17 protein-coding genes are annotated in these 16,456 nt (G+C 37.9%); 8 read left to right on the top strand and 9 right to left on the bottom strand.

Annotated elements, in window-relative coordinates; all coding sequences use genetic code 11:
- Positions 1–141: 141 nt before the first annotated feature.
- Positions 142–726, top strand: a complete 585-nt coding sequence (locus ASU31_RS04695; protein ID WP_057931231.1) for a 50S ribosomal protein L25/general stress protein Ctc — start codon at positions 142–144, stop codon at positions 724–726.
- A gap of 257 nt (positions 727–983) precedes the next feature.
- Positions 984–1,544, top strand: a complete 561-nt coding sequence (pth, locus tag ASU31_RS04690) for an aminoacyl-tRNA hydrolase (protein ID WP_057931230.1) — start codon at positions 984–986, stop codon at positions 1,542–1,544.
- A gap of 764 nt (positions 1,545–2,308) precedes the next feature.
- On the opposite strand, the gene ASU31_RS04680 is transcribed toward pth, so the two are convergent.
- The gene (locus tag ASU31_RS04680; protein ID WP_057931228.1) at positions 2,309–2,974 is read right to left on the bottom strand and encodes a tetratricopeptide repeat protein; all 666 of its coding nucleotides are present in this window, start codon (positions 2,972–2,974) and stop codon (positions 2,309–2,311) included.
- Positions 2,975–3,097: 123 nt separating this feature from the next.
- Positions 3,098–3,505: a hypothetical protein gene (locus ASU31_RS04675; protein ID WP_057931227.1), complete on the bottom strand. Its 408-nt coding sequence runs from the start codon at positions 3,503–3,505 to the stop codon at positions 3,098–3,100.
- Between the two features lie 105 nt (positions 3,506–3,610).
- Between ASU31_RS04675 and recF the strand changes: the two genes are divergently transcribed.
- Positions 3,611–4,714, top strand: a complete 1,104-nt coding sequence (gene recF, locus ASU31_RS04670; protein WP_057931226.1) for a DNA replication/repair protein RecF — start codon at positions 3,611–3,613, stop codon at positions 4,712–4,714.
- The gene (locus ASU31_RS04665) at positions 4,707–4,997 is read left to right on the top strand and encodes a DciA family protein (RefSeq protein WP_029278338.1); all 291 of its coding nucleotides are present in this window, start codon (positions 4,707–4,709) and stop codon (positions 4,995–4,997) included. The genes recF and ASU31_RS04665 overlap by 8 nt, the downstream gene beginning before the upstream one ends.
- Positions 4,998–5,316: 319 nt before the next feature.
- On the opposite strand, the gene ASU31_RS04660 is transcribed toward ASU31_RS04665, so the two are convergent.
- The 3 genes from ASU31_RS04660 to ASU31_RS04650 form a co-directional block, all read right to left on the bottom strand.
- Positions 5,317–5,490 (bottom strand): hypothetical protein, encoded by a 174-nt coding sequence (locus ASU31_RS04660; RefSeq protein ID WP_245224470.1) that lies wholly within the window; start codon positions 5,488–5,490, stop codon positions 5,317–5,319.
- A 312-nt stretch (positions 5,491–5,802) separates the two neighbouring features.
- Entirely contained in the window at positions 5,803–6,576 is a 774-nt protein-coding gene (bamJ, locus tag ASU31_RS04655; protein ID WP_057931224.1) for a BamJ family beta-barrel-assembly machinery protein, read from the bottom strand.
- Between the two features lie 135 nt (positions 6,577–6,711).
- Complete coding sequence (locus ASU31_RS04650) at positions 6,712–7,131, bottom strand: nucleoside-diphosphate kinase (protein WP_025144153.1); 420 nt, start codon at positions 7,129–7,131, stop codon at positions 6,712–6,714.
- Positions 7,132–7,373: 242 nt separating this feature from the next.
- Between ASU31_RS04650 and ASU31_RS04645 the strand changes: the two genes are divergently transcribed.
- The 4 genes from ASU31_RS04645 to ASU31_RS04625 all read left to right on the top strand — a co-directional run bounded on the left by ASU31_RS04645 (position 7,374) and on the right by ASU31_RS04625 (position 11,756).
- Complete coding sequence (locus ASU31_RS04645; protein WP_057931223.1) at positions 7,374–8,384, top strand: DHH family phosphoesterase; 1,011 nt, start codon at positions 7,374–7,376, stop codon at positions 8,382–8,384.
- A gap of 47 nt (positions 8,385–8,431) precedes the next feature.
- On the top strand, positions 8,432–9,427 hold the full coding sequence (locus ASU31_RS04640; RefSeq protein ID WP_057931222.1) for an FKBP-type peptidyl-prolyl cis-trans isomerase: 996 nt from the start codon (positions 8,432–8,434) through the stop codon (positions 9,425–9,427).
- Between the two features lie 201 nt (positions 9,428–9,628).
- Entirely contained in the window at positions 9,629–10,597 is a 969-nt protein-coding gene (locus ASU31_RS04635) for an FKBP-type peptidyl-prolyl cis-trans isomerase (RefSeq protein ID WP_057931221.1), read from the top strand.
- A gap of 523 nt (positions 10,598–11,120) precedes the next feature.
- Positions 11,121–11,756 (top strand): response regulator, encoded by a 636-nt coding sequence (locus tag ASU31_RS04625; protein ID WP_167346155.1) that lies wholly within the window; start codon positions 11,121–11,123, stop codon positions 11,754–11,756.
- A gap of 103 nt (positions 11,757–11,859) precedes the next feature.
- On the opposite strand, the gene ASU31_RS04620 is transcribed toward ASU31_RS04625, so the two are convergent.
- The 4 genes from ASU31_RS04620 to ASU31_RS04605 form a co-directional block, all read right to left on the bottom strand.
- A complete protein-coding gene (locus tag ASU31_RS04620; RefSeq protein WP_057931218.1) occupies positions 11,860–12,330 on the bottom strand; it encodes a CYTH domain-containing protein in 471 nt (156 codons plus the stop codon).
- An 11-nt stretch (positions 12,331–12,341) separates the two neighbouring features.
- Entirely contained in the window at positions 12,342–14,291 is a 1,950-nt protein-coding gene (locus ASU31_RS04615; RefSeq protein WP_057931217.1) for a beta-N-acetylhexosaminidase, read from the bottom strand.
- Positions 14,292–14,662: 371 nt separating this feature from the next.
- Positions 14,663–15,052: a SpoIIAA family protein gene (locus ASU31_RS04610; RefSeq protein ID WP_057931216.1), complete on the bottom strand. Its 390-nt coding sequence runs from the start codon at positions 15,050–15,052 to the stop codon at positions 14,663–14,665.
- 3 nt (positions 15,053–15,055) lie between these two features.
- Positions 15,056–16,420: an aldehyde dehydrogenase family protein gene (locus ASU31_RS04605; RefSeq protein WP_057931215.1), complete on the bottom strand. Its 1,365-nt coding sequence runs from the start codon at positions 16,418–16,420 to the stop codon at positions 15,056–15,058.
- Positions 16,421–16,456 lie beyond the last annotated feature (36 nt).

The following is a 16,456-nucleotide window of genomic DNA, read 5'->3' as shown; positions in this document are numbered from 1 at the left end:
AGGGGGTTAAAGGCTTAAGGTCTTAATACTCGATACTTAATACTGACTACTAATAAATAAGGTTGAAGGTAGAGGGTTAAAGGCTTAAGGTCTTGATACTCGATACTTAATACTTGATACTAATAATTAAATAAAAATAAAATGAAAACAATCGCAATTAGCGGTTCTCCAAGAGAGAACGTAGGGAAACGCGATGCCAAGGAACTTCGTTACGAAGGTAAGGTTCCGGCGGTATTGTATGGTGGAAAAGAGCAACAACACTTTGCTGTAGTTATTGCCGACTTAAGAGATGTTATTTATACCCCGGATGTAAACTTTGTGGAGATTGATGTTAACGGTACTAAAACTAAAGCTATCGTAAAAGACACTCAGTTTCACCCACTTACCGACGTATTAATGCACATCGATTTTCTTCAGTTATTCGATGAGAAAGAAATCGTTATGGAGATTCCGGTTAAATTAACAGGAACATCTCCAGGTGTTAAAATGGGGGGTAAATTAATCCAGAAATTGCGTAAACTACGTGTTAAAGCATTACCAGCCAATATGCCACAAAACGTAGAAGTAAGCTTAGAGAAATTAGAAGTAGGTAGTTTATTCCGTGTTCGTGACCTTAAAGGTGATAAATATGTAATTACTAACACTCCTGAAGATACTATCGTTTCTGTTGCAATGTCTAGAGCATTAAAACAAGCAGAAACTGAAGCTGCTAAAGGTAAAAAATAATCAGGATTCTTAGGATCTCTTGATTTCAAGATGAAGCGTTTCGATTTAATTCGGAACGCTTTTTTTATTTACATCAAAGTTAGTCCGCTAACCGCCTAACGCTAACCACTCCGCTATTCATTAAGAAACTGATTGAAAATGAATGAATTAAATTCGTGGTATGGGCTCCCGACTTCGGACTCCTGACTTCGGACTTTTTCATCTTCACCTTCAACCCTCTGCCTTCCTGCCCTCAACCTTTTTATTATCTTTGCTCCATGAAATATCTTATAGTTGGCTTAGGGAATATCGGACCAGATTATGCACATACCAGACATAACATTGGTTTTGATATCGCCGATGAACTGGTTAAAAATTTAGATGGAAGTTTTGAGAATATCCGTTTGGCATATTATTCGGAGGTAAGCTTTAAAGGGCGTAAACTCCATGTAATTAAACCAACTACTTTTATGAACCTAAGTGGTAAAGCCGTAAACTATTGGATGAAGGAGTTAAAAATAGCACCAGAAAATGTTTTGGTGATTGTTGATGACCTTGCATTGCCTCTCGGTAAACTGAGGTTAAAGCTACAGGGCTCTAGCGCTGGCCATAATGGCTTAAAAAGCATCGAAGAGGTTTGCGGCGGACAAAACTATGCACGCTTGCGCTTCGGTATTGGTAACGATTATCCAAAAGGCCGACAGGTAGATTTTGTTTTGGGTTTGTTTGATAAGAATGAGCAATTAGAACTCCCTGCGTTGATTGATAAAAGCGTAGAGCTGATTAAAAGTTATGTAACCGTTGGGCCTGCCCACACCATGACGGCTTTTAATAAGTAGTTGGTTAGCTGTCCATGCTGTCATCCTGAGTGCAGCGAAGGATCTTTTATGACGAAGGAATCCCCTAGAGAGATAAAACAAATTTAACCTTATATGTTCCTCATTGCCTTATGTGGTAATAAATGGCAAGGTTCCGTTGCACTTCAATGATACTAATGGAATTTGTCTACGAGGGTGTAGCGGAAGAAAGGATAATTTGGAAAGCAATTGCAGAGGCTCTTTTTATTGTTCGTCCTGCTTTTCATTGCAAGTCCTCACCCGATAAAGGATCGGGTTCCGGGCTTTCCATTTCAATCAGGTTTAAAGGGCAAGGTCTTTGCTTCTATTAGAGGTTGAATAGCATATTTTATATAGATTTCTTTTCGAGTCATGGTCTGTGTGCTCACAGACTCTCTGATCCGGCGAATCATGTAGGGCCGGCTTCCTTTTTCTGCACCATGCAACTTGAAATAGTACTGCTGGCCGCGCCACCTAAACCCGATTGCAGCGAACACGAAGTGCAACGGAGTAAAGTGTAAAGCGGGGCTGTCTCATCCGAAAAATAGCTGTCCCTGATTTCCAAAAAAGAAAATCAACAAGTCTTTTATTCTATTTGGTGAGTTAAGATATTAGATTGGTCGTCATACGGCCGTAGTGGAGGAATCTAGCGACTGCTCTTCATAGATCTCTCCGTTGCGCTGCGCTTCAGTCGAGATGACGAAAAGATACTAAACAAAAAAAGATCATCTTTCGATGATCTTTTCATAAATATGTTTAGTTAATGATTATTTAACTTTTTCTTGAGCTCTTGCAATGTAAGCATCAATTAATTGCGCTTCTGCACTCTCAGGGTATTGTGTTTTTACTTTAGTATAAGCATCAACAGCACCTTTAAAATCATTTTGGCTTTCGTTAACCAATCCTAATTTCTTTAAAAACATTGGTGAGGTAAATTTACTTGCTTTATCTGCCGCTTTTTTATAGTAAGTAGCCGCTTGTTTAAAGTCTTTTAATTCGCTGTAAGCATCGCCTAGTAAACCTAAAGCCAATGGATCCGCAACTGGGCTACCAGTAGCGCTATATTTGCTTAATGCCTCTATCGCTTGTTTATATTCGCCTTTACGTAAGTAAATACCACCCAAGTAAAGGTTAGCTAAGTTTGCCGATTTTGTGTTATCGTATTCTTTAGCAATCTGCTCTAAGCCCGGGTAACCACCTTCACCTTTAACAGCTCTGTTCGATAATGAATCTACACCAACAAATTGTTCTGCTTTGTACATTTTGCTAGCGGCTTCTTCAGCACGACCTTTTAAATACACGCCTTGATACCAAAGATATATTAAAACTAATAAAACTACAGCACCTGCAATAAACAGTAAGCTCTTATTATTCTCTTGTAAAAATGAACCTTTTTTAGTTGGTTGAATTGTCTGGTTATCTGTTGTAGACATGTTTGTTTAAAAAATTTAAGATTGCAAAAATACATTTTTCAATCAAAGTATCAATCTTTATTTTGAAGTATTTGATTAAACATTAGTTATTTAGGCGTGCAGATTGTAAAATCGTTATGATAATTAGCGTAACAAGCTAATCAGTGTGTTAAACCAGGTTTGGTTGTCGCTAAAAATACCAGTGTGGTTAATCACCAGGTATACCGTTTGGCTTTCGGAGCGGCTCACCGTAGATCTAATTCTGATGGGCTGCCAGAATGCGCCGAAGTTTTTTGCCGATGAAGCTGGGAATAAATCGTCGAAGCCCATGTAAACTTCTTCTATATGCGATAATGGAAGTTCCAAATGTTCATCTCCGGTAATAAAAAGACCATTCGAGGCCAATAAGATATTGCCTTCGTGATTGTGAATTGGCTTTAAAAACGAAAATAAGCCTGCGATTTTTTTTATCCAGCCCGAACTTTTCTCATTGGTCAGTTCATGATCGTAAGACCATAGAACATTCCCTTCTAACATTTTTTGTGCAACCATCTAATTTTCCTTGCTATGAAAGTACAATTTTTTTAAGTGTTATTAACGTTTATTTTAAACAATGGATGTTAAGAGGCTAAAAAACGGTAAATTTGTGACATATTTATGTGGTTAAAAAATATTACCCTTCTAAATTTCAAGAACTATACCGATGCAGATCTCCATTTCTCGGAAACGGTAAACGTTTTTACGGGTAATAATGGCTCTGGTAAAACGAACATGCTCGATGCTATTCACTACCTCTGTCTATGTAAAAGTTACTTTAATCCCATCGATAGCCAGCAGATCAAAACCAATGAAGAGGTCTTTATGATCCAGGGCGATTTTGATCGTAACGAAAAAAACGAAAAAATTTCCTGCGGGGTAAAACGCAACCAAAAAAAACAGTTCAAACGCAATAAAAAAGAATACGAGAAATTGGCTGATCATGTTGGTCTTTTTCCTGTAGTGATGGTTTCGCCTTATGATGTAAACCTGATTATGGAAGGTAGTGAGGAGCGGAGAAAGTTTATAGATAATGTTATTTCGCAAACAGACGCACATTATCTGGATCAGCTGATTACCTATAACCGCATTCTGTTAAACCGTAATGCTTTGCTAAAGCAGATCGCCATTACCAGAAAGTATGACCCTACGCTGCTCGAAATTTTGGATGAGCAATTGATTATGGCCGGAAATAAAATATTCACTATCCGTAAGGCGTTTATGGATGAGTTTATTCCGCTGTTTAATCAATATTATACCTATCTTACCGAAAACAGGGAAATTGTAGAGCTGAATTATCAATCGCAATTGAATGAGGCTACTTTCGAAGAGCTGTTAAAGAAATCGGTAGAGAAAGACCGTGTGCTGGAGCGTACCACAACTGGTATTCATAAAGATGAACTGGCTTTTGTGATCAGTGGAATGCCTTTAAAGAAGTTTGGCTCCCAAGGTCAGCAGAAATCTTTTTTAATAGCCCTAAAAATTGCCCAATACGCTTATCTCGCTAAAAACAAGGGATTCAAACCTTTGCTTTTGCTGGATGATATTTTTGATAAGCTGGATGATAACCGCGTTCAAAAATTAATGCAAATGGTTTCCCACCATGATTTTGGACAGATATTTATTACAGATACAGGAAGAGAAAGAGTAAAATCAATTTTTGAAAAAATAGAAGTTGATGTAACTTTGTTCGAAGTAGATAACGGAACTATACAAAATGCGTAAACCTAATGATGTTACAGTAAAGGATGCCATCAGCAAAATGCTGGATGTATACCGTTTGCGTCGTAAATTCGACGAAACTTCAATCTTGTCCATCTGGCCGGAGATTATGGGTACCGCCATAGCCAACAGGACAAAGCAGATCTATATCCACGATAAAAAACTGTTTTTGCGCATCGAATCTTCGGTAATCAAAAATGAACTGGTTATGGTACGCCAGGGCATTATCCAAAAACTGAATGAACACGCCGGTAGTGTGGTAATTACCGATATGATCTTTTTATAGGTATAAAGAAGCTGTAGAATTAATATAAAATTGTCATCCTGAGGGATATTTTTTTATAAAAATAACTATACATGACAACGTATTTTTATTGCAGCGATAGGCTGTGAGGGGGCGTCATTCCCACTTGATTGGGAATCGTAATGCAAGTGCTTTAAGATTCCCGCCTGAGCGGGAAAGACGATCACGCCATTAAAAACCTGTCAATGAGAGCTTGTCAAAGGCCCCGTTTAAATTTAGTTTCAAACGTTTCGACAACCTGTCCCGATTCATCGGGAGGCTCTCTGTAGGAGTACTTTAGACAACGTGACAGGTTGAAAAATTAGCCCCTTCCGCCAAATATCTTCGATAAAATCCAGATCAGCAGTGCAACCACTACTACAACTACAATTACGCCCACCCAAACGCCGGCTTTAAATATACCTTCTACTAGTTCACAACTGCTTAAGGTAGTGCATAAAAATGCAATCAGTACTAAAGGGAATGCTCTTTTCATATTCATGTTAATTTGTAATAGCTAACATTGAATACTGAAGAAAGTTTTTGTAAATGACTTATTTGCCTGGAATCGTCCTGGTCGAGGCGTTAGATGTTACCATCTTTCACAATAGCCAAATTTACTTTTGTGTGGTGTCAGATGTTACCATCTGACATGGTATTCAACATGCTTTTTGAAGGAACTATTTCAATGTCTGTTCAAAAAAAAACAGCCGGATGGTAACATCTGGCTGCACATTTATCTTTAAAAAATCGTCATTTAATTTCATTAACATTCGGATGGTAACATCCGACTGCACGAATATAAATTTTATTTCCCGTTCACTTTTAACAATTCAACCTCGAAGATTAAAGTGCTGTAAGGAGGGATATCCTGTCCTGCACCACGTGCTCCGTAAGCTAAATCATATGGAATAAAAAATTTGTATTTAGAGCCAGCAGGCATTAACTGTACACCCTCTGTCCATCCTTTAATTACCTGATTTAAAGGGAATGAGATCGGCTCACCTCTGTCGTATGAGCTATCAAATTGCTTTCCGTTCAATAATGTCCCTTTATAGTGAACCAGTACCGAATCGGTAGCCAGTGGTTTAACGCCAGTACCAGCAGTTAAAACTTCGTATTGTAAACCGCTTGCAGTTGTTTGTACACCTGCACGTTTTTTGTTCTGTTCTAAGAAATCTTGTCCTTCTTTCATAATTGGTGCATATTTAATTTTATTTGCTGCTTCTTCAGCTTTGTTTTTTACTGATGATGCCTTGGCTAAAGCCTCATTAATACATTGTTGTGCCTGCTGTTGAGTTAAAATAACCTTGCCACCTGTAAATGCATCTTTTAAGCCTTTTAACAATACTTCGTAATTTAGGGTAGAAAGGCCGGTTGTTTTTAGGCCCGCGCCGATAGAAGTGCCGAAAGCATAACTGGTAGAATCTAAAGTAGATTTTAAACCCGCTGTAAGGGTTGATGTTTTACTTGCGGCTGTAGTTGGTTTTTTGGCAACAGGTTTCTTTGCTGCTGTTTTGGTTTGTGCATAAGATGCTGCAGCGATACCGGATAGACATACCGCTAAAAAAATTCTCTTCATTGATTATTTTATGTGTAATTAATTCCAACAGGTTTAAAATGGTGGATTATATTTTAAGGCCGAAAGATACAAAATAGATAAAACAATAAAACCCCGAATGTTCGGGGTTTTATTGTAAATTTCTTGTGTTTCGAACTAGAAACGTTCGTCTGCTTTGAAGAAGAAGTTGCCTTCAATTTCTGCATTCTCATCAGAATCTGAACCGTGAACAGCATTAGCATCGATTGATTTTGCATATTTCTGACGGATTGTACCTTCTGCAGCCTCAGCTGGGTTAGTAGCACCAATCAATTTTCTGAAATCTTCAATTGCGTTGTCTTTTTCTAAAATAGCCGCAACAATGGGTCCTGAAGACATAAAGCTTACTAAATCTTTGTAAAAAGGACGCTCAGCGTGAACAGCATAGAACTGACCAGCAGTTTCGTCTGTAAGTTTAGTATATTTTAATGCGATGATTTTGAAACCAGCATTAGTAATGTCGTTAATGATTGATCCGATATGGCCGTTTGCTACTGCATCAGGCTTGATCATGGTAAAAGTTCTGTTAGTGCTCATTGTGCTTTTGATATCAAATTTTTTGCAAAAATACGTTTTAATTGATGAATAATCAATAAACATTGTTTTTCGGTCGCGAATCGAGGTTAGTAATGGATAATTAGGCTTAAAATGGCTAACTGAGCTTTTTTTATGCTGTATAATCCTGTTAATCTCCATCTCTTTTAAAACTATGATCCTACTAATCCTAAAATCCTTTAATCCTAATCTAAATTTACTTAGCTTTGCAGCGCAAAAAATATATGCTTACACTAACTGAATTAAAAACATTATTGGCTACGCCACAACGAATTGTGATCACTACGCATCACAAACCCGATGGCGATGCGATGGGTTCATCTCTGGGGTTATATGGATATTTAATTCAAAAAGGCCATCATGTTAAGGTAATCACACCAACAGATTATCCTACTTTTCTTCATTGGATGCCAAATAATGGCGATGTAATTATTTTTACAGAAGAGCAAGAAAAGGCGGCCAAGTTAGTGGATGAAGCTTCGCTCATATTTTGCCTTGATTTTAATACCCTAAGCCGGATTAATGAACTAGGCGAATTGGTTAGAGCAGCTGGAGCAAAAAAAATCATGATCGATCACCACCTCGAACCTGAAGATTTTGATGATTACCGCCACTGGGATATTAACGCCTGTGCTGCTGCGCAATTGGTTTACGATTTTATTGTTAATCAATTGGAGGATAAAGCTGGCATCAATAAAGATGTTGCAGCCTGTTTGTACACCGGTATCATGACAGATTCTGGATCTTTCCGTTTTCCATCAGCTACAGCCGATGTATACCGTATTGCAGCTGATCTGATAGATCTTGGTGCAGAGCATTGGAAAATCCATCAACTGGTATACGATAACGCGAGCGAAAACCGTTTGCGCTTTTTGGGTTATTGTCTGTCTAACAAGTTAGAAGTTATAAGAGAATACAATACCGCCATTATTTCGGTTACAAAAGAAGAACTGGCACAATATCATAGCGCAACCGGTGATACGGAGGGGGTGGTAAACTATGCCTTATCGATTAATGGCATCCGTTTAGCTGCGTTAATTATTGAACGTCCAGATAAAGTTAAATTATCTGTTAGGTCTACAGGCGATTTTCCGGCCAACGAAATCTGTAAAAAGTATTTTAATGGTGGCGGGCATAGAAATGCAGCAGGTGGCGCAGCAGAAAAGCCTTTGGCAGAGGTAGTGAACGAATTTAAAACGATATTAGCAGAATATAAAGAACAACTGATTGCTTAAATACAAGAAATAAAACAATAAAAACTTAAAAAAGTCAAATTAAATAAATGAAAAAGGGAATTATTATTCTAGCAGCAGCCACCCTAGGTTTAGCGGCATGTAACAAAGAGAAAAAGGGAGCCGGTGGGTTATTGTATACCATTCACCACTCGGCAGGTAACGAGAAAATCAAGGAAGGCGATATCGTTAAAATGAATTTTATCCAGAAAAACGATAAAGATTCAGTTTTATCAAGCACTTTCGATAGCGAAACTCCTGCAGTATTTCCTGCACAGAAAAAAATGTATGCTGGTGATATGAACGATGTTTTAACATTGTTTGGAGAAGGCGATAGCGCTACTTTTAAAGTAAACTTAGATACTATGGCACTTCATAGTAAACAACCTAAGCCAGAGCAGTTTAAAAATGATAAATACATCACTTTTACAGTAAAAATCGAAAAAGTATTCAAGAAAAAAGCTGGCGAAGCTGATTCTACTTTTAACAAAAGGGCACAGGAGTTTTTCCAGGCCGATTACAAAGCTACTTCAGAAAAAAAGAAAGCTGCTGAACCTGCTAAGCTTAAAGCGTATTTAGATGATACTAAATTAGAAACCAAAACTACTGCAAGTGGATTACACTACATTATAGAAAAACCAGGTAGTGCAGAAAAACCAGCTTTAGGCGATACCGTATTAATTGATTATACTGGTAGAGTAACCAAAAAAGGTAAAGATGGTAAATACAAAATCTTCGATACAAGTGATGAGAAATTGGCTAAAGCAGAAAACGAATTTAAACCTGGTAAACCTTACGGTCCTCAAAAAATGCCAGTTGGCGGTACAATCCCAGGATTTACTGAAGCTTTACAGTTAATTGGTAAAGGTGGTAAAATTAAAGTGATTATCCCTTCTAACTTGGGTTATGGCGAGCAAGGTGCACCTCAGGTAGGCATCATGCCTTTCAGTCCAATTGCTTTCGATTTAGAAATCAAAGATATTATCAAAGGAAAACCAGCTGCAGCAGCTCCAGTTCAAATGCCTGCTCCGGTAGTTAAAAAATAATTTCTTAAAAATATTTTAAAATCCTGCTTATTATTTAAGCAGGATTTTTTTTGTCTGTCATTTTTTAATACTGAGCCAAGAAATAAAACGTTTCAAAGATTTATAAAAACTTATTATAACCTATCTTTGTAGTGATCTAATAAAATAGTAGGCATTTTGAAAAAAAGATATACCGACTGTTTTTTAATAAATAAAATTTAAATGAGGAACGGAATTATTATTCTCTTGGCGGCGGCATTAGGCCTGTCTGCCTGTAACAAATTCGAAAAGGGTGAAGGAGATATGACTTACAAGATCTATAAAAGTGAAGGTAAGCCGAAAATTCAGGATGGCGATTATGTAAAGTTAAACGGTGTTCAAACGGTAGAAACCAATACCAATCCCGATTCGGTAATGGTAAATACTTACGATAATGAGCGTCCTGCTTTCTTTGCCATTAGCAAATCGATGTTTAAAGGTGATTTAGCCTCAGGATTGAAACTGCTTGGTGAAGGAGACAGTGCTGTTTTTAAACTGAACCTGGATTCGATGGAGAAATATTCGGGACAGCCTAAACCAAAGGGACTAAAATCGAATATTGCTTCTTTTACCATTAAAATTGAGAAGGTATTGCATAAAGGGAAAGATGCAGATTCTATTTTCGAAGCGAAGAAACGACTTTTCTTTGAGTCTGAGTATAAAGCGCTAAATGAAAAGAATAAAGTGGTAGAGCCTGCCAAAATCGCAAAATACGTTGCAGAGAATGATTTAAAGGTAACTACTGCGCCATCTGGACTGCAATATGTAATTTCTGCTCCAGGTAATTCTGAAAGAGCAAGTTTAACCGATACGGTACTAATGGACTACACAGGCCAGTTTACCAATAAAAAATCGAACGGTACATTAAATGTTTTCGATACTTCGAATGCTAAAATCGCAAAAGAAGCTGGGATTTTCTCAGAAAGCGTACAATATGTGCCGCGTAGTTTACCTTTAGGGCAATTGCCTCAAGGCGTTATTCAGGGTATCCAACTTATTGGTGTGGGCGGTAAGATCAAAATGATTTTGCCATCTAGATTGGGCTTTGGCGAGAACGGTGGTGGGCCAATTAATCCATTTACACCATTGGTGTTTGATGTAGAACTGAAAGGTATTATTAAACCAAATGTGGCAATACCACTAGGCAAATAAAATATTTACCATAATATAAAAGCGCAAGGATCAGTAGATTTCAATACTGGCTTTGCGCTTTTTTGTATTAAGAAATTGATAATTATAGTAGCAAAATAAAATTTTTGTTTAAATTAGATTAACAAAACAATCTAACCATCCTTATTATCACTATGTGCTCAAGCAGTATTATTATGTTTCTGGGCCTGAAATTGATGCTGTTTAGCATATTTATCACTCTGTTTATAAAGGATGGATATTGCAGACATGTAATGGCTTCTTATCGTTACCCAACATGCAATAGAAATAAGTATAGTATTCTCCAATGGCTTCACTCACCCGTTATGCAAAAGCAGGGGGCTAGTTTATTGGAATATGTCAAAAAAAAAATGCAACCTACCTTAGTTAAAAACATAAAATTTAAAGCTTTTGATAGAATATTGGGTAGGTTTTGAATAGAGATTAAACCTTTGTTTAAAAATCTCTTCAAAGTGTTTTGCCTGACTTTCTGGTGAAAATGGTTAACGTTTTAAAACTAAACTTTATGGAGAAGATCAAGGTCTTTTTAATTCACGATTATGATGCATTAATGGATAGTATTGAATCTATTCTAAATGATTCAGAAAGTATTGTTGTTGTTGGTAAGGCTAATTCTGCTGCACTTGCCGAACAATTGATCAGAACTAAAACGCCAGATATTGTGGTTGCCGATGTTAGTGTTTGCGAAAAGGTTGGAGCTGATTTAACTAAATTGATTAAAAGAGAATTCCCAAAAATTAAAGTTATTGTACTTTCTATGCAGGATGATTTTATCAATATTTCGAAAATGATCAAGTCTGGCGCAACTGGTTATCTTTTAAAAAATGTAAAGTTTCATGAACTGCATAAAGCAATTACTAAGGTTATGCTTGGAGAAACCTATATACAAAATTCCATTACGGCTAAATTTATTAATGGTTATCAACGTGAAAACCATACGGAAGAAGTGAATATTTTATCACCCCGCGAAGTAGAAATTATTAGGTTGATCGCCAAAGAATACACTTCTGCAGATATTGGCAGGATGTTATTTATTTCGGAGCATACAGTAGAAACCCATCGTAAAAATATATGGCGTAAAACTGGCGTTAAATCAATTGTTGGTTTGCTGAATTTTGCGCACGAGCATCAGCTGATTTAATGAAGGCCTTATGATCTTTAAAGTTACACGGTCTTTTTTGACTTTTAATAACTATGGATCTGCAAACTATTAGAGGAACTGAAACGATAGATCATTATAAAAATTAAATCCAATCTTTAAAGGGCGTAACTGTTAAATTGGAATTATAATATTTTTCTTCTTCGGTAACTTCTCTGCTTACCCAATCTGGCAAGTCAAATATTTCATCTTCACTGTCAAGTTCAATTTCGGCAACAATCAGACCTTTATTATCGCCTAGAAATACGTCTACTTCCCAAAGCTTACCGCCAAACGGAATTTCGTAACGGGTTTTCGAAAGCTCAGATAAAGAGAAATTATCCAATAATTCTGTGGCCTCGGTAACTGGAATCTCATATTCGTATTCCATCCGTGTGGCACCTATTGTTTGACCTTTTATGGTTAAAAAGCCTTTGGTTTCTGTTGCCCTTACACGTATGGTTTTATCTTTATCAGTAAGCAGATAGCCTTGCCTAAAAAGTTTTCCCTCTGGTTTGCTCAGGTTAGCCCACTGCTGATGATCGATTAAAAATTTCCGTTCTATTTCTTTTCCCATGCTGATCTTTATTATCTCGCCCTTTTCTGTAAATCAGCAATAGGCATACTGATTAATCTTCCAATCGGTTGTTTGCCACGATAAGTAATTACACGTAGCATACTGGCATCTTTTGGTACCTGTAATGCGGCTGTATATTTCGGATAAAAACGATCGGGAGTAGAGTTGTCGAAGCTGTAATAGATATCCAAACCATCTATTTCTGGAGTTAATTCGATCATTAACTGTTTATCAGCACTACGCTTTACCGTAAAAATCGGATCGTAAATAGCAGGCGAGTATTTAATCTCAGCGAAATCTAATCGTTTGAAATGCTGTTGTGTACGATCAACGAAATTTGTCCAGTTTTTCTTTTCAATCGGACTCCAGATCGATTCTGAAATGGCAAATGCACGTGGCCAAACCATATATTCTACCTGGCGGAAAGTAAATACCTGTTCTGTCCAAAGGTTAGCCTGTGCGCCAATCACATATTGTGCATTTACGCCCGCTGGAATAGGGTTAAACTGATAGGCTTTATTTAACCTTAACGAGGCATAAACTTTTGGTTCGGTAATCTGATCCGCCTGCATATAATCCAGATATGCAAAATCAGTCGGACTCATTACCACATTGTGTTTTTCGTTCGCTGCCTGGATACCATATTTCATTCCTCTCCAGCTCATTACGGCTGCTGTTGGCGATACACCACCTTCAAGAATTTCGTCCCAGCCCATAAATTTTTTGCCTTTAGAAATTACGATCTGTTCTACACGTTTTTCAAAATAAGCCTGAACCTGAGGAATGGTTTTTAAACCTTCGCGAAGCATTAGGGCTTTAACCTGGTCATTCTTTTCCCAGAAATTATGAGGGGCTTCGTCGCCACCCATGTGGATATACTCGAAAGGAAAAAGTTTAGCTACCTGGGTAAGTACCGAATCTAAGAACACATAAACTTTTTCGTTTGCCGGGCAAAGCGTATTATCAACCAAAGCTGTTGGAGGTGCACCACGGCTCCAGTCCATTATTTTTTCGCCTGAGCGCACTTTATAATTAACTGCATCGGGTGTGCAGGATAATTCAGGGTAAGAAGCGATAATAGCTAAACTATGCCCCGGAACATCAATTTCTGGTAATATGTTTACAAAACGTTCTTGTGCATACTGAACAAGTTCTTTAATATCTTCTTGTGTATAAAAGCCGCCATAAGTACGGGGCTCATCTGCCGTTGGTGGCGTAAAATCGCCAAAAGTCCCGGTTTTTTTAACACTCCAGGCACCAACTTCGGTTAATTTAGGCAAGCCTTTAATTTCGATTCTCCAGCCTTCATCATCAGCAAGGTGTAAATGCAGGAGGTTAAATTTATAACGCACCATATCATCAATAAACTGCTTTACCTCCTGTTTGGTGAAAAAGTGACGGGCTACATCGAACATTAAACCTCTCCACCCTAATTTCGGATAATCTACCACATCAACACAAGGTGCTTTCCATTTAATGCCGTTTACCTGTTCTTTACTTTCTATTTCGGCCGGGAAAAGCTGAAGCAATGACTGAACGCCATAAAAAATCCCTGCAGGCTGGTTAGCTGTAATTACCACCTGGGTGGGATTAACATTTAGTCTGTAGCCTTCTTTACCGAGTTGGGTATCTTCTTGCGTATTTAAAATCAGTTTAATGGTTGGGTGACTTGAATTACTCACTGTGTTTACAAATTTCCCTGTAGCAGTAGTAATCCGGTCAGAAAGGTAAGCGATAGATTGTTTTAATTCTCCACTCTTAACAGTCTGGATGGTTACATTTTCTGGCAAGGTAAAAGTACCTGCCTTTTTCATTAATGATACAGGTTCGGGGATGATGGCAATTGGTGTTTGTGCAACTGCGCTTTCAGTATCACCTATTTCAGTTTCTGTAACAATAGATTGAGCGAAGGTATTGGCTGCAAAAAAACAGCAGGAGATAATCAGGAATAATTTTTTCATTAAAATAATTAAAGCGGGTTAACCGAATAAGTATAATCCGCAATTTATTAAAAAAGATTTTAATAGGAGGTATTTGTGCGGAAGGAAATGTACAAGAAGCAAAGCGCGGAGCACATAACGTTTGGTTTGGATAAAAATCGTGATTGAATTTATGCCACAATTAGAGGTTTGTCAGCCCGAGCGGAGTCGAAGACTTAATGGCAAAATCTGTCTACTCGAGATACTTCATTTCATTACCAATGACGGATTTTAAAAAGATCGTCGTCATTGCGAGGAGGAACGACGAAGCAATCTTTCATTGTAGTGATTCTTGCCATAAAGATTGCTTCGTCGGCTGAAAAAGCCTTCTCGCAATGACGATTCCTCGTAAACTACAAAAACCTTTTCAACCATTCCCTGGCTTTCTCATCATCCGTAAATGATTTAATTGGGATAGGAGGGGTTTGAAACTTAAACAGGATCTTCATAATCAATTGGGCCAAACCGGGTTTCGAAACCATCGCCATAGCCGTATAAATTTGAGGCAATTGCTCCGTAGAAAACTTTCGTGTTTCTTTGTCTGGAACAGGAGAGTTTTTTAAGTAAATTAACAATGGAACTTTCTTATTCCCCGTAATTTTCTTCACCAGTTCAACATTGGCCGAAATATTTTCTACCGTACGTAAAATGCTTTTACTGTAAGAAATGAGTATTCCATCATCTGTTAACAAATAATCGGCAATTTCGCCTTCAATAAGTTGTTTGTCGCTATCGTTTTCCATTTATTATCCCCTTAAATGATACCCTTTTGGTTTGGTAAAGGCCCTTAATCCCTGATGTGATAGGGTAGCGCCAATACCCGAATATTTTCTTCCGCTCCAGGGCAGTGCTGCACTCACTCTGTCGCAGCAATTCCAATAACCCGAACCCGAGTCAAGCTGAGATAGTATTTTTTCAGCCCTTACCTGATCGGCTGTATAAACCGATGCCGTTAAGCCATAGTCTGTATCTTTCATCATGTTTAAGGCCTCTGCATCGTCTTTCACCTTCATAATTCCGATAATCGGTCCGAAACTTTCTTCTTGCATCACCAGCATATCGTTGGTAACATCGGTTAGCACTGTTGGTTCAAAATAATAGCCCTTTCCCGCAATGGCCTTTCCACCCGTTAATAGTGTTGCACCTTTACTTAAGGCATCCTTAATTTGATTTTCCAATACCAAAATCTGCTCTTTCCGTGTTAAGGCACCAATATATACACCATCGCTTGTGGGTTGGCCTGTTTTCCAGCTTTTAACCTCAGTAACGAATACATTTAAATAGTTATCGTAGTTTTTCTCGTGTACATAAATGCGCTCGACTGAACAACAACTTTGTCCGTTATTATAAAAAGCACCATCAGCCGTACCAATAGCAGCAGAAGTAACATCGGCTACATCGTCGGCAATGTACAAGGGATCTTTTCCGCCTAATTCCAATTGACATGGAACCATTTTCGATGCTACTTTTTCGTAGATGAATTTCCCAGTTTTATAAGAGCCGGTAAAGAAATAACCATTAAAATCAATTTCTAATAATGCTGCTCCCGTTTCTTTCGCGCCAATAGCGATATGGAAGATATCATCAGGTACACCTGCTTTTTTTAACATTTTTTCAATCTCAATTCCTGTTAAGGTCGAATACTCCGATGGTTTGTACATTACAGCATTGCCACTCAGTAAGGCCGGAATAAAAACATTCACACCCACCAAATAAGGGTAATTCCAGGCTGAGATATTACAAACTACACCCAGCGGTTCGTATTTAATAATTTCCTTAAGTCCTGGTTCATCCGTCATTATTTCATCGGCCAGGTATTTTTCGGCATTGGCCAACATCCATTTGATGCGGGCTCTTGCACCATTAATTTCGTTGCGCGATTGTTGGAGCGGCTTGCCTACTTCGCTGGTTAATACCAATGCCAATTCTTCTATGCCAGTTTCTAGTAAATCACTAAACCGAGCAATAACCGAAATCCTTTCGCTAAGGGTTTTGTTGGCCCATTGTGGCTGAGCTTTTTTTAAAGTATCAAATTTGATTTGAAGCGTAGATGAGTTATCTTCCGCTAAACTGGTTATAATTTCTGCTGTTGCTGGGTTGATGATCTGCATCTTTCCTATTGATTATTGCCACGGAAACACAGAAAT

Origin of the sequence: Pedobacter ginsenosidimutans (assembly GCF_001442625.1) — a bacterium.
GTDB lineage: Bacteria > Bacteroidota > Bacteroidia > Sphingobacteriales > Sphingobacteriaceae > Pedobacter > Pedobacter ginsenosidimutans.
The sequence above is the reverse complement of the archived record's forward strand: the minus strand, read 5'-3'. Positions and strand labels throughout refer to the sequence as shown.